At 64.4% G+C, this 13,396-nt stretch carries 11 protein-coding genes; 4 read left to right on the top strand and 7 right to left on the bottom strand.

Features of this window, described 5'->3' with window-relative positions:
• The first annotated feature begins 29 nt into the window (after positions 1-29).
• From J5J83_RS17870 to J5J83_RS17860, 3 genes are read left to right on the top strand one after another with little or no spacing between them, the layout of a single operon-like run.
• The gene (locus J5J83_RS17870; protein WP_212351303.1) at positions 30-683 is read left to right on the top strand and encodes a protein-L-isoaspartate O-methyltransferase; all 654 of its coding nucleotides are present in this window, start codon (positions 30-32) and stop codon (positions 681-683) included.
• Between the two features lie 9 nt (positions 684-692).
• A complete protein-coding gene (locus J5J83_RS17865; RefSeq protein WP_212351302.1) occupies positions 693-1,016 on the top strand; it encodes a rhodanese-like domain-containing protein in 324 nt (107 codons plus the stop codon).
• An 18-nt stretch (positions 1,017-1,034) separates the two neighbouring features.
• Positions 1,035-2,339, top strand: a complete 1,305-nt coding sequence (locus J5J83_RS17860) for a TolC family outer membrane protein (RefSeq protein ID WP_212351301.1) — start codon at positions 1,035-1,037, stop codon at positions 2,337-2,339.
• 20 nt (positions 2,340-2,359) lie between these two features.
• Here the strand turns inward: J5J83_RS17860 and J5J83_RS17855 are convergent, their stop codons facing one another.
• From J5J83_RS17855 to J5J83_RS17830, 6 genes are all read right to left on the bottom strand, one after another.
• Complete coding sequence (locus J5J83_RS17855) at positions 2,360-5,452, bottom strand: efflux RND transporter permease subunit (RefSeq protein WP_212351300.1); 3,093 nt, start codon at positions 5,450-5,452, stop codon at positions 2,360-2,362.
• A complete protein-coding gene (locus tag J5J83_RS17850; RefSeq protein WP_212351299.1) occupies positions 5,449-6,426 on the bottom strand; it encodes an efflux RND transporter periplasmic adaptor subunit in 978 nt (325 codons plus the stop codon). Before J5J83_RS17850 ends, J5J83_RS17855 begins: the two co-directional genes overlap by 4 nt.
• A gap of 91 nt (positions 6,427-6,517) precedes the next feature.
• On the bottom strand, positions 6,518-7,432 hold the full coding sequence (locus J5J83_RS23265; RefSeq protein WP_212351298.1) for an adenylate/guanylate cyclase domain-containing protein: 915 nt from the start codon (positions 7,430-7,432) through the stop codon (positions 6,518-6,520).
• Positions 7,433-7,581: 149 nt separating this feature from the next.
• Positions 7,582-8,148: a DNA-3-methyladenine glycosylase I gene (locus tag J5J83_RS17840; protein WP_212351297.1), complete on the bottom strand. Its 567-nt coding sequence runs from the start codon at positions 8,146-8,148 to the stop codon at positions 7,582-7,584.
• The gene (locus J5J83_RS17835; RefSeq protein ID WP_212351296.1) at positions 8,145-9,026 is read right to left on the bottom strand and encodes a ribose-phosphate diphosphokinase; all 882 of its coding nucleotides are present in this window, start codon (positions 9,024-9,026) and stop codon (positions 8,145-8,147) included. The genes J5J83_RS17840 and J5J83_RS17835 overlap by 4 nt, the downstream gene beginning before the upstream one ends.
• Before the next feature lie 2 nt (positions 9,027-9,028).
• Complete coding sequence (locus J5J83_RS17830; RefSeq protein WP_212351295.1) at positions 9,029-10,657, bottom strand: thymidine phosphorylase family protein; 1,629 nt, start codon at positions 10,655-10,657, stop codon at positions 9,029-9,031.
• Between the two features lie 132 nt (positions 10,658-10,789).
• Between J5J83_RS17830 and J5J83_RS17825 the strand changes: the two genes are divergently transcribed.
• Complete coding sequence (locus J5J83_RS17825) at positions 10,790-12,052, top strand: Hsp70 family protein (RefSeq protein ID WP_212351294.1); 1,263 nt, start codon at positions 10,790-10,792, stop codon at positions 12,050-12,052.
• A gap of 34 nt (positions 12,053-12,086) precedes the next feature.
• Here the strand turns inward: J5J83_RS17825 and J5J83_RS17820 are convergent, their stop codons facing one another.
• Positions 12,087-13,340, bottom strand: coding sequence for a nitronate monooxygenase (locus J5J83_RS17820; protein ID WP_212351293.1), 1,254 nt, complete (start codon positions 13,338-13,340; stop codon positions 12,087-12,089).
• Positions 13,341-13,396: the final 56 nt, after the last annotated feature.

Here is a 13,396-nt window from a genome sequence, read left to right as displayed (position 1 = left end):
GTGTGCTAATATTTCGCCAGGAGTCCCCGATGAATTTCGAACAAGCGCGCTTCAACATGGTCGAGCAGCAGATCCGCCCCTGGGAGGTGCTGGATCAGGGCGTGCTCGACCTTCTGATGACGGTCAAGCGCGAAGAGTACGTGCCGTCCGCCTCACGCTCGCTGGCGTTTGCCGATGTCGAGATTCCGCTCGGCTGCGGGCAGGTCATGCTCAAGCCGGTCATCGAGGGCAAAATCCTGCAATCGCTGCAACTTCACCGCTCCGATACCGTGCTTGAGATCGGCGCCGGCTCGGGCTACTTCGCTGCCCTGCTTGCAGCCAGGACCGAATGGGTGCGCACGATCGATATCGAGCCCGAATTGGTCAGGCTGGCGCACGCCAACCTCGCACGCAACGGCGTGGAGAATGTCATCGTCGAAGAAGGCGATGCAGCTCAGGGCTGGGCCGATCGTGCCCCGTACGATGTCATCGTCGTCTCCGGCGGCATGCCCTTCCTGCCGCAGGCACTGCTCTCGCAGCTCAAGGTCGGCGGGCGCCTGTTTGCCTTCGTTGGCGACGCACCGGTCATGAAGGCCCGCCTCGTCACCTGCGAAGCCGAAGGCCGTTTCCGCACCGAAGACGTGTTTGAAACCATGGTGCCGATGCTGCGCAATATTGCACGCCACGACACCTTCACTTTCTGATCGACCGCCATGCGTCACATTGCCCCCATCGAACTGGCCCAATGGCTCAACGACCCGGCGCAACCGGCGCCGTTACTGCTCGATGTGCGCGAGCCGTGGGAGTTCCAGCTGTGCCACATCGAAGGCTCACAGCCGATGCCGATGGGCACAGTGCCGGCGCGCGCCCAGGAACTCGACCGCGACCGTGAAATCGTCGTGATCTGCCACCACGGCGGACGCAGCGCGCAGGTCGCGATGTTCCTCGAGCGTCAGGGCTTCGCCAAGGTGATCAACCTTGCCGGCGGCGTGTCCGAATGGGCGCATCGGGTCGATCCGAAGATGCCGCAGTACTGATCAATACGGAGAAACCCAATGAAGCGAGTCGTAGCGGTATGTCTTTCCAGCCTGTTTGCGAGTGCGGCCTTCGCTGCCGACCTGTCGCAGGTGTACCGCGATGCGCTTGCGAACGACGCGCGTTTTTCAGCGGCCAGAGCCCAGTTCGACGCCGGCCAGGAGAAAGTCGTCCAGGGGCGTGCGGGCCTGTTGCCGACGATCGGCGCCTCTGCGAGCACGACCTACAACGATGCCGACTACAGGCTGCCGGCCGGCAGCAGGGACTACAGCTACAATAGCAACGGCTACGCCGTTCAACTCACCCAACCCCTGTTCCGTTGGCAGAACTGGGTGCAGTACAAGCAGGGAGAACTGCAGACTGCGCTGGCCGGCAGCCAGTTCGGCCTGGCGCGCCAGGACCTGATCCTGCGCACCGCAGAGGCCTATTTCAACGTGCTCAATGCCGAAGATGCACTGGCTGCGGTCGCCCAGCTGCGCACCGCGGCTGCGGAACAGCTCGAAATCGCCAAGACCAGCTTCGAGGTGGGCACAGTGACCATTACCGACGTGCACGAGGCGCAGTCGCGCTTCGATCTCGCATCGGCGCAGGAAATCGCCGCACGCAACGAACTCGACGTGCGCCGCGAGTCGCTGGCCCAGATCATCGGCAAGGAGCCCGAGCCGCTGGCGGGTTTGCGCCCGGGTGTCGAACTCCAGCGTCCGCAGCCCGACAACATCGGCGATTGGGTCAAGGCCGCAGAAACCGGCAGCTTCGGCGTGCAGGCACAGCAGCTGGCGCGCGAGATCGCGACCCGCGAAGTCGAGCGCGCCGGTGCGGGCCATCTGCCAACGCTGGACCTCGTCGCCACCCATGGCCTCAACAATCGCCCGTCGATCTCGGTCGACCGCAGCGAAAGCACCACCGTCGGACTCCAGCTCAGCGTGCCCCTGTACCAGGGTGGCGGGGTGTCCTCGCGCGAACGCGAGGCCGCTGCACTCAAGATGAAGGCCGACGCCGACCTTGAAGATGCCCGCCGCAGTGCGGCACTGGCCGCGCGCCAGTCCTATCTCGGTGTGACCAGCGGCATGGCACAGGTGCGCGCGCTCGAGGCCGCCAAGGTGTCATCCACCTCGGCGCTGGAAGCCAACAAGCTGGGTTACGAGGTTGGCGTGCGGATCAACATCGACGTCCTCAATGCCCAGAGCCAGCTCGCCGACACGCTCAAGCAGCTGTCGCGCGCGCGCTACGACACCCTGCTCGCCCAGCTGCGACTGAAGGCGGCGGCCGGCACACTGGGTGAAGACGACGTGCAGGCGATCAACGCGCTGCTTGCCAGCCAGTAAGCGGGTCACCCCGCTGTCATTCAGCGGGCGCGGGTCGTCACGGCCCGCCGCCCCATGCTCATGCGATAGATCAGCGGAATGGCGAAGAGCGTCAGCACCGTCGAGAATCCCAGCCCCCAGACGATACTCGCCGCCACCGGCCCCCACATCAGCGACTTGCCACCCAGCCCGATGGCAAGTGACAACAGTCCGCCGATGGTCGTCATCGACGTGATCAGAATCGGCACGACACGGCGGCGGCCCGCGTAAATCGCCGCATGGTGGACGCTCATGCCCGCCTCGCGCCGGTCATTGGCGGCATCGATCAGCACAATCGCCGAGTTCACCGCAATGCCGGTCAGCGCGATCACGCCATACAGAGTATAGAGCGAGAGCGGATTCCCCGAGATCAGCAAGCCCAGCACCACGCCAGTGAAAGCCAGCGGCACCGTCGCCAGAATCATGAGCGGCTGCCAGTAGCTGCGGAACTGCGTGGCCAGAATGAGGTAGATCAGGCCGACGCCGAACGCGAACAACTTGCTCATGGAATCGATACTCTCCTGAATGTCCTCCAGTTCACCAGAGAAATCCAGCGTCACGCCCGGATAGGCGGGCTGCAGCCTGGTCCATGCCTCCTTCAGACGTGCGTTCGCGCTCACGGTGTCGATCTGCGCCTTGTCGAGCTCGGCCTCGACGGTAATCGCACGGGTGAGCTGGTAATGACGGATGTAACCTTTCGACAGCCGGGTCTGATGGTCCACGACCGAGCCAAGCGGCACACTGCTGCCGTCGCTCAGGGGCACGGGCCGCTGCAGGAGTTCGGTGACATCATTGAGACGCTCGGGCTTCGCACGCACGATCACTTCGACCTTTTCGCCCTCATCTCGAGTGGAAGCGACCATCTCGCCCTCGCCATAGAGACGCAGCAAGCGCGCCACCTCGGACGGCGCGACGCCGGCGCGCGCCAGCTTTTCGCGGTTAAGCACCAGACGCAGCTCATTGCGGCCGGGCACATCGTCGTCGGTGATGTCGCGCACGCCGGGCAGCTTGCGGACCTCTTCGAGCAGGGCGTCGGCCGCGGCCCTCAGCTGACCATAGTCATCCGAACGCACCTTGATGCTGACCGGTTTCGCCGTCGGCGGGCCGCCCTTCAACTCGAGGAAGGAAAAGCGCGCTTCGCCGTTGAGCGCCTCGATGCGGGGGCGTAGCGCCGCAATGATGTCGGCGGTATCGCGCATCTCCCCCGCACGCGGCAACAGCGAGACCAGCACCTGTCCATACTGGTCGCCATAGACCGGTTCCGTGTCGGTGAATTTCGTCCCCGCATAGCTCGTCACGGCACGCAACTCGCTGCCGTCGAGTGACGACTCGACCACCGCAAGCGCGCGGTTCGCCTCCTCGAGGGTGCGGTCGAGCGCAACGCCAGCGGGCATATCGACACTCACGTAGAACAGACGCATCGAATCGAAAGCGAAAAACTCCGTCTTCACCAGCCCCGCACCCAGCGCACCAATGGCGGCGGCCATCACCAGCATCAGGACTGCCATCATCCGGCGCGGACGACGCAACACGAACACCAGCACCTGCGCATAACGGATGCGGACCTTGCGCGTAAAGCGCTCACGCATCACCTGCAGGCGGCTCGGACGCCGCGAATAGTCCGGGCTGAGCGTGAGGATGTGGGCGGGCAATATCCAGAATGCCTCGAGCAGGCTGACCAGCAGCCCCACGGTGACCACGAAGGGCACGACGAACATGAATTTGCCAAGGATGCCGGGCAGCAGCATCAGCGGCAGAAAGGCCGCGATGGTGGTCAGTACCGAAGCCAGCACCGGCAGCCCGACCTCATACACGCCGGCCTGTACGGCGTCGCGGGCATTCTCGCCGCGCTGCAGGCGATAGTAGATGGCCTCCACGATCACCACGGCGTCGTCCACCAGCATGCCGAGCGCGATTACCACCCCGAGCAATACTGTGAGATTAAGGGTCGAATCAATCACGTCGACCGCGATGAAGGTCCCGGCCAGCGAGAACGGCACGCCAAGCCCGACGAGCAACGCGAGCCGTGGGCCGAGAAACAGCCAGCACATGCCCAGCACCGCCAGCAATCCGATGATCGCATTCGACTCCATGATGCTGATGGCGTTGCGCGTGGCGTGGGTCTGATCATCCACCAGCGCGAGCTGCAGCCCCTGGCCGGCAAGCAAGCCGTTGCGCTCGGCAACGAAGGCCTTGAGCGACTCGACCAGCTCCAGCGTGTTGGCCCGCGCATCCTTGGTAATCGACAACATCACCGCCGGCCGCCCGTTGTAACTGACAAGCTGGCTGGAACGCTCATGCGAACGCTCGACGCGCCCCAGTTCGTCCAGCGTCACGCGCCCCTGCGGGGTGACGATCGCCGCCTGGGCGAGCTCCTCCGGTGACGGCGTCTTGCCTTCGAGCCTGACCAGCCACTCTCGATCCTGCACCCGGACGCGTCCGCCCAGCGTGTTGCGAAACCACGCCGCGACGCCATCGGACACCTGGATCGGCGACAGCCCTGCGGCCGCCACCCGAACCGGATCGAAGTCCACATGCAACTCGGCATCGTCCTGTCCCAACGCGATCACCTGATCAACGCCGGCGACCCGCTCCAGATCCTTCTTGACGGCAAACGCGCCCGATCTCAGGGTTTCACCGGCGGCGCCATAGAGCACGAGGATGGCCGTGGGAAAACCGTTGGAAGAGGTGATTTCGAGCACCTGCGGGTCGGACGCCTCGAGCGGCAGTTCCGACGCAGCCTTGTTCTGGATCTCGCGCCGGAGGTCATTGACACGCTTGTCGAAGGTGCGATCGGGGATCTCCTCGAAGCGCAGCAGAATCGACGACACCGCTTCGCGGCTCGATGAAGACACGAAGCGAACGTCCTTCACCTGCTTGATCGCATCCTCTAGCGGCCCGGTCAATTCGCGCTCGACATCCTCCGCAGAGGCCCCGGGCAGCGTGGTGATGATGCTGACCCAGTTGAAGTTAATCTCCGGGTCCTGCGCCCGGGGCATGGTCAGATAGCTGAAGAGACCGCCAAGCAATACGAGTGCAAAGGCAATATTGGCCAGGGGATGATTGTCGATCAGGCGCGCATACAGACGGCTCACGGCGCCCCCTTGTTCAGGCCCAGGGCAAAACGCCCCTGATCGATGACGCGGGTCTCGGGCGCGAGCCCGACCGCTGCTGCGCGCCCGACCTGGGCGCCAGGCACGGGCAGAAATGCGGCTTTGCCCTCGCGCTCGACGAAAACGCCGAGCGCGCCATCGACTTGCTGCAGGTAGGCAGGGGGCAGATGCAGCGTTTTGCTTTGCCACTGCAGTTCGCCCGCCAAGCCCGGCGGCAGGTCGTCTTCAGCCGCAAATATCACGTCGCGGGCCTGCCCGGCCCGATCGAGCAGGGGAGAAATCCGGCGCAATTGCAGGCGATATGACGTGTCGCCGGCCTTGAGGCGCCACATCGCCGCAGCCTTCAGATCATCGATCTGCTGCTGCGGCACGCGGGCGCGCACTTCCGCCTCTGCGGCACTTGCAAAAACGACGAGCGCTGTCCCCGGCGCAGCAAGGTCACCGACGTTCGCCAGCCGGGTACGGAGTACGCCGTCATAGGGCGCACGAATCACCGTTCGCGCCAGACCGAGGCGGGCGGCATCGAGCGTGGCGCGGGCGGCGTCGGCCTCGCTGCGCAGCACCGCCAGCTCGGTCTCGCGGATGCGCAGGCCGTCGTCGCTGATGAAACCCTTGGCAGCCAGCGCGCGCGACTGTGCGAACTGCGACTCAGCGAGGCGAATACGGTTATCCACGAGCTTGAGTTGGGCCTGCGCGCGTGCGACGTCGATTCGATACCCCGCATCGTCGAGGCGTACCAGCACGGCACCACGCTTGACCATCTCGCCGGTTCGTACCGGCATGTCCACGATGCGGGCGGACACTTCAGCCGACAAGCTCGCCTCGTCACGTGCCACGACGTCTGCCGGCGCGCGGAAGTGCGGAAAGATGCCCACCTCGGTCAAGGCACGCGTGGACCACTCGGCAGCGAATACATGCTGCGACAGGCACAGCAGAAGCAGAAACGGAAATCTCATCAATCACGACCTCGACCGGAATGCGATACGGACAGAAGCACTGGCAAAGAGCAAGGTGACGCCGACGGCATGCGCCGCCCGGCACGCGACGTCAGAATTCGTCGATCACCTGGAAGGACAGCGTCGGTGCGGTAAAGTCGTCGGGCGTTGCACCCAGTCCGATCTCTCCGCGCCCATGCAGCATGCAATTTTCACGCTTCAGCATCACTGGCGCCGCGGCACCGGCAAAACTCACCCATGTCCCGTTGCTGCTGAAGTCGGTCAGGATGCATTGGCCGCCTTTCCACTCGATACGGGCATGTCGCCGTGACACCCTGGGATCGTTGATGACGAAGCCGGCTTCGTCTCCCCGCCCGATCACAAGCGGTCCGTCGGTGGGCAACAGCTTCAGGTGCTGATCGAGCAGGTCGAGGTCGAGTCGCTGCGAAGGCACGCTCCTCCCCCCTGCGGCGATGGCATCGATCGACACCGTGATCGTGGTTTCGGCGGTACGTGCCCAGTCGATACGCCATACCCGAATGGGTTCGGCCTTGCCCTTGACGGAAATGCGGTCGAGGCTGCTGCAGGAGAGCCGCTGCACGTCCGACAAGCGCGCGAACACCGACTCCCCGATGAGGATCTCGTTGGCTTCGGCACGATCGCTCAGGCGCGACGCCACGTTGACCGCGTCGCCATAACAGTCGCCGTCCTTTTCCACCACCTCGCCATACTCGACGCCGATCTTGAAAGCCAGCGGCGCCTGGCGGAACTGGGTGGTGTTGATGTCCTGCAGCAACTCACGCGCACGGAAACAGGCCTCGACCGCGGCGACTGTGTCGTCGAAAGTCGCCAGCACGCCGTCGCCGAGATACTTGACCACTACCCCGCCAGCACGCGCAAAATGCGAGCCCAACGACTGTGTGCAGCGGGTGACGATCTGCGTCGCAACCACGTTGCCCGCAGTCTCGAACAGACCGGTGCTGCCCGTCAGATCGGCAAACACGACCGCTTTACCCGCTTGCTCCACGCGCCTCCTCACCTTTCAGGAATTGACCTCATCCGCGCCCGCAGCGTGACAGATACACTTGACGGGCCCGTGATCGTAGCATCAGACACCGTGCGCGTCATCGCCTGATGACCGCTCAGCGCGATTGCAGCCGAATGGAAGCATCGGCGTCATCGACCGCAGGCCGCATACCGACAGCAATCCGTCGTGTGATCATTCACCATCCCCACCGCCTGCATGAAGGCGTAACAGATTGTCGGCCCCACGAACTTGAAGCCACGCGCGCGCAGAGCCTTGCTCATCGCCACACTGGCCGCGGTACTGGCGGGCACCTCGGCCAACGAAGCAAATGCATTGCATTGCGGCTTGCCGCCGACGAAGGACCACAGCCAGACTGCGGGGTCGATGCCGTCGGCCTGCAGCGCAAGCCATGCGCGGGCGTTGGCAATGGCTGCGTCGACCTTGGCACGATTGCGGATGATGCCCGGATCGGCCAGCAGCGCGGCCTTCTTGTCCTCCCCCCAGCTCGCCATGCGCACCGGATCGAAATCGTCGAACACCTCACGGTAGTGGGCCCGCTTTCTCAACACCGTAATCCACGACAAGCCGGCCTGCGCACCCTCGAGCAACAGGAATTCGAACAGCCCCGCCGCATCGTAGCGTGGCACCCCCCACTCGCGATCGTGGTACTCGACGTACAACGGGTCGTCGGATACCCATGCGCAGCGGCGGCTCAAAGTACACCTCCCAGCGCCTGGCCGAGCAGCGGCGCAACGCTGACCGAATTGGTCGGATGCGCGATGCAATCGGTACTCCATACCTCGCCGACGCCCGCCTCGAGCACGATCTGCAACGCATCCCCTGCAAACAGCGCATGGGTGACAGCGACATCAACCGAGCGTGCGCCGGCCGCGCGTAATTTTTTCGCCGCAACGGCCAGGGTCTGCCCGCTACTGGCGACATCGTCGATCAACACCACCTGACGTCCACCGAACTCGAGATCGGGCAAGCGGATGTCGACTTCGCGGTCGCCGTGGCGCAGCTTGCTGCATACGCCGTATGCGAGGCCACAGCCCCGGGCCGCGGCAGCGACCCACTGTTCGGCCTCGCCATCCGGCCCCAGCAGCAATGCACCGCTGCGCCGGTGCGCAATCAACCCGGCCAGCAACGGGGCAGCGGACAGCGCCACCGCCTGAGACGCCGGCACCGCGTCCGACAGCCGATGCACGCGATGCAGGTGCGGATCGACGCTGATAACGGCATCGAAGAGCGACGCGAGAAAGTCACCGATAATGCGCTGACTGACGGCCTCGCCAGGCGCAAACGCAATATCCTGACGCATGTAGCCGAGGTAGGGTGCGATCAGCGTGAGTCGTCGTGCGCCAAGGATGCGTGCTGTGCGCGCCGCCAGCAACAGTTCGACCAGCTTCTCATTGGGGCGATCGAGACTTCGCAGCAGCGCCACCCGAGGCGGCAAGGCCGCCGGCAGGCGCAGCTTGAGTTCACCGTCGGGAAAGCGATGACGCGCCACCGGCTCACTGTCAAAACCTGCGGCCGCGGCGACTTTCGCCGCCAGCGCCTGCTCGTCGTCGAAATGCAGCAACACACCTGCCATGCTCAGAACTCCACGTAACGATGCGGCACCTCGTCGGCCGCACCAACCATGTAACCCGAATTGCGTTCGCACGCCTGGCGCGCAAATTCGAGATCGGCGGAATAGTCGGCATAGACGCGGAACAGGGGAGTGCCATGCTTTACCGCGGCGCCGAGTTTGCAGAACAGATCGACCCCCGCGCCCTGCACCTTCGGTGCGCCCGCAAGGCGCGCGATGCGGGCAATCTGCTGATTGTCGATACCGGTGACGACACCATCGGCCGGCGCCTTCACATCGAAGCTCAGCCGGCCGCAACGGGGCTGGTCGGGCAGGAAGGGCTTGGCGCCCTGGGCATCGATGATGGCCTGCATCCTCGCCAGCGCCCGTCCCGAATCAAGAATGTCGCGTGCAATGGCGAAACCTTCGCCGCCGCGCACATCGGGGTCGAATTCCAGCATCCGGCCCGCCAGGCGCAGGGCCTTCTGGCGCAGATCGTCGGGGGCGGACGGATCGTTCTCGAGCACCTTCATCACGTCGCGCGCCTCCAGCACCGGGCCGATGCCGTTGCCGATCGGCTGCCGGCCGTCGGTGATCACCACATCGAGGGTGAGATTGATTCTGCCGGCAACGAACTCGAACAGCTTGCGCAGGCGCTGCGCCTCAGACATCGAGCGCACCTTGGCGGTCGGTCCGACCGGAATGTCCAGCACCAGGTGGGTCGACCCCGCAGCGATCTTCTTCGACAGGATCGAAGCCACCATCTGCCCGGGCGAATCGATCGACAAGGGACGTTCGACCGAGATCAGCACGTCGTCGGCCGGCGACAATCTGGCCGTGCCGCCCCACGCAAGACACCCACGATGCTCGCGCACGATGTCGGCGAGCGTTTCCATCGGCAGTTCGACATTGGCCAGCACCTCCATGGTGTCGGCGGTACCGGCAGGCGAAGTGATCGCGCGCGATGAGGTCTTGGGGCACAACATGCCATGCGCGGCGACGATCGGCACCACCAGCATCGACGTACGATTGCCCGGGATGCCGCCGATGCAGTGCTTGTCCACGACCGGGTGCTCACGCCAGTCGAGGCGGCTACCCGACAGCACCATGGCGTTGGTAAGGAAGTACACCTCCTCGCGATCGAGCTCCCCCCGACTCGAGGCCACCACGAAGGCCGTGAGCTCGATTTTCGAGTAACGATGGGCGGCGATGTCACGTACGATGGCGCGAAAGTCGTCCTGCTCCAGGCGTTCGCCGTCGATCTTGCGCCGCAGCGCAGGAATCGAGGACGGCGGCTCGGCCTGCGAGATCGACGCCGGATGCCCGTCCTCCACCCCGAGTTGATCGAAGGCATCCTCCGATACGCCGAGTTCGCGACATCCGACGATGCGCTCGTCGTCGACCACGTTGAGACTGGCAAGAATGCATTGTCCGTTGGCCCGCACTTCGACCTTGGACAATGCCTGGAAACCTTCGGCCCGGTACACCGGACAATCACGGTGCAGATAAGCGACGTTTTCGCGATAGGTATCGATCGCGACCCTGCGCAGCACGAGCTGCAACGAGGCGTCGGCCACCGGGTCGGGCGCGGCAGTGAGCGGATCGGGCGCTACCGGCGGCACTGCGCCGGCATCTTTCGTGTCGTGTGGCGTCATGACGCCAAGCCTACACCCGCTTTCGCGCCCGGTACACGCGGCAACGAAGGGCGCGGCACAGGAAAATGGCCTCGCCCTCGCCGCGCGCATCGAGTAGCATCGCAGCCCTCCTCGTCGGCCAGCACCTACATCATGAGCCTTGCGCCTGCCCGCGCCTGTGGCGTCGATTTCGGCACATCCAATTCCACCGTCGGCTGGCTGCGTCCGGGTGCGCCCACTCTGCTTGCGCTGGAGGCGGGCAAAGCGACCCTGCCTTCCGCGGTGTTCTTCAATGCCGACGAGGACAGCACCTGCTTCGGACGTGCCGCACTGGACGAGTATCTCGAAGGCTACGAGGGCCGTCTGATGCGGGCACTCAAGAGTCTGCTCGGGAGCAGTCTGATCGACGGCCACACCGAGGTTCTGGGGCGCGCCCTGCCCTTCCGCCAGTTGCTGGCGAGTTTCATCGCCCAGCTCAAGCTGCGCGCCGAAACTCAAGCCGGTCGACCGTTCGATACGGCCGTATTCGGCCGTCCGGTGCATTTTGTCGACGACAATACCGACGCCGACCGCAAGGCGCAGGACACGCTCGAGGACATTGCCCGCCAAGCGGGCTTCAACGAGATAAGTTTCGAGTTCGAACCCATCGGCGCGGCCCTGCACTACGAGGCATCACTCGATCACGAGGAGCTGGTGCTGGTTGCCGACATCGGCGGCGGCACTGCCGACTTCTCTCTGGTGCGCCTGTCGCCGCAACGCGCGCGTTCGGAAGACCGGCGCGAGGACCTGCTGGGTAACGCCGGCGTGCATATCGGCGGCACCGATTTCGACCGCGCACTGAGCCTGGAATGCGTGATGCCGCTGCTCGGTTACCGCGGCAAGATGAAGAACGGTGCGGAAATCCCGTCGAGCATTTTCTTCCAGCTGGCCACCTGGCACACCATCAATTCTGCCTACAGCCGCCAGGTGAGTGCGGACCTTCAGCACATCTACCGCGACGCCGCCGCGCGCACCGAGCTGGATCGCCTGTCGCGCCTGGTCGCGCGGCGCGAGGGGCACTGGCTGGCGCTCCAGGTGGAACAGGCCAAAATCGACTTGTCGACCGCGGCCGAAGCGGTAATGACGCTGGACCGTCTGGAGTCCGGGCTGACGCATGTGATCGGCACAGACGCCTTTACCGCCGCGACGCGAGCGCTGGTCGGGCGCGTGGCCGAGACGGTAAGCACGCTGCTGGACCAGGCCGGCATTGCGCGCGACGAGGTCGATACCGTGTACTTCACCGGCGGGGCAAGCGGCGTGCCACAATTGCGCACCCGCATCGCCGCCGAGCTACCCCTGGCACGGGCGGTGGAAGGTGATCTGTACGGCAGCATCGGTGCCGGCCTGGCCGTGCAGGCCATGCGCCGTTACGGCTAGCGCAAAGGCGCCGACACGGTGGCCGCCCGACTGATCAGGCAACAGTTTCGGGCAGGGCGATGGTATTGCCGGTACTGAACTGGTAATCCTTGAACACATGTTCGGCGCTAAGGATCTGATAGCTGCCATCCGCATTCCTGCGCGTAGTGTCCTTGAGCCGATAGGTATAGTGGCCGCAGGTCCAGCAATCGAAGTTGCGCATGTGGGTGCACAGGCAGGTCTTGTCCCACACCTTGACCTTGGCCGCATCGGGATGCGCCGCCACTTCACGATTGTAGGCGTCGATGTACTGACAGTTGCCCTTGGCATCGAGCAGATAACCGAAGGCTTCACAGTTCGGTCGAATGCCACTGCCGATCGCCGGGCTGTTCTTGAGCATCCGCATCGGGTAACCGGTGGGCGAAATGCCGTTGACCTCGATGTCTTCCTCGCTCGACTTGAAATACTCCTGCTGCGCATCTTCAGGCAGTCCGCACTCGTGGGTCACGGTAAACCGCGTCGCCACCTGCACCGCCGCGGCGCCGTTCTCGAGAAAGGCGACCGCATCGCTGCCGGTGAAGATGCCGCCGGCCGGAATCAACGGGATATCGAGCTGCTCGGCCTGCAGCCAGGCATGGATTTCGGCCACGATGGTCGCCAGGTCATATTGCGCCCAGTCCATACCGAAGCCGAGGTGCCCCCCCGCAAGCGGCCCTTCCACCACCACGTAATCCGGCAGACGCCCGGTGCGAGCGTTCTTCTTCAGGAAGAGCTGCAGCGCACGCAGCGAGGACACGATGATGCCGAGCTTGACGTCGTAGAAGCGCGGATGATCCTGAATCAGTGCGAACGAACCCAGGTGCAGGCCTGCCGCCAGCGTGATGCCGTCGATGCCATGGTCCATCGCCGTCTGCAGGCGCACCCGCAGGGTGTCCCTGGGGCTGTTCATCGTCAGCTTTTCCATGCAGTTGATGAACACCAGACCGGGCCCGCGCTTGGCCTCCATGGTCCGCCCCACATGCATGGCCGTCGCTTCGGCCAGCAGACCGAGATCGAACTGCACCACCGACTTGTCGGAATTGGCGACGTTGAACTTGTACTGCTTCAGCTTGTTCTTGACGAACTTGGTATTGAAGCGACGGTCGGACACGGTCGGCACCATGGCGTCCGAAATGTGTCCGATCCCGCCGAGACGAGCCGCCTCGAGGGAGAGTTCGGCAGTCGAGATGTCGACCCCCATGCCTCCCACCATGATCGGTACCAGTTCGTGCGAGCCGAGCCGCAGGCGAAAATCATCAACACGCTTCATTGCTTGGGTGTCCGTTTTTTTGACGCAGTCCGGCATTATCCCTCAGCCGGACGGAG

Origin of the sequence: Azoarcus sp. L1K30, from assembly GCF_018122735.1 — a bacterium.
Lineage (GTDB): Bacteria > Pseudomonadota > Gammaproteobacteria > Burkholderiales > Rhodocyclaceae > Parazoarcus.
This window is presented reverse-complemented; position numbering and strand designations above follow the sequence as displayed.

What these genes read in the sequence shown, in the direction of transcription:
- J5J83_RS17870 (WP_212351303.1), top strand. Translation starts at nt 30, where the DNA reads ATGAATTTCGAACAAGCGCGCTTCAACATGGTCGAGCAGCAGATCCGC.
- J5J83_RS17865 (WP_212351302.1), top strand. Translation starts at nt 693, where the DNA reads ATGCGTCACATTGCCCCCATCGAACTGGCCCAATGGCTCAACGACCCG.
- J5J83_RS17860 (WP_212351301.1), top strand. Translation starts at nt 1,035, where the DNA reads ATGAAGCGAGTCGTAGCGGTATGTCTTTCCAGCCTGTTTGCGAGTGCG.
- J5J83_RS17850 (WP_212351299.1), bottom strand. Translation starts at nt 6,426, where the DNA reads ATGAGATTTCCGTTTCTGCTTCTGCTGTGCCTGTCGCAGCATGTATTC.
- J5J83_RS17835 (WP_212351296.1), bottom strand. Translation starts at nt 9,026, where the DNA reads ATGGCAGGTGTGTTGCTGCATTTCGACGACGAGCAGGCGCTGGCGGCG.
- J5J83_RS17830 (WP_212351295.1), bottom strand. Translation starts at nt 10,657, where the DNA reads ATGACGCCACACGACACGAAAGATGCCGGCGCAGTGCCGCCGGTAGCG.
- J5J83_RS17825 (WP_212351294.1), top strand. Translation starts at nt 10,790, where the DNA reads ATGAGCCTTGCGCCTGCCCGCGCCTGTGGCGTCGATTTCGGCACATCC.
- J5J83_RS17820 (WP_212351293.1), bottom strand. Translation starts at nt 13,340, where the DNA reads ATGAAGCGTGTTGATGATTTTCGCCTGCGGCTCGGCTCGCACGAACTG.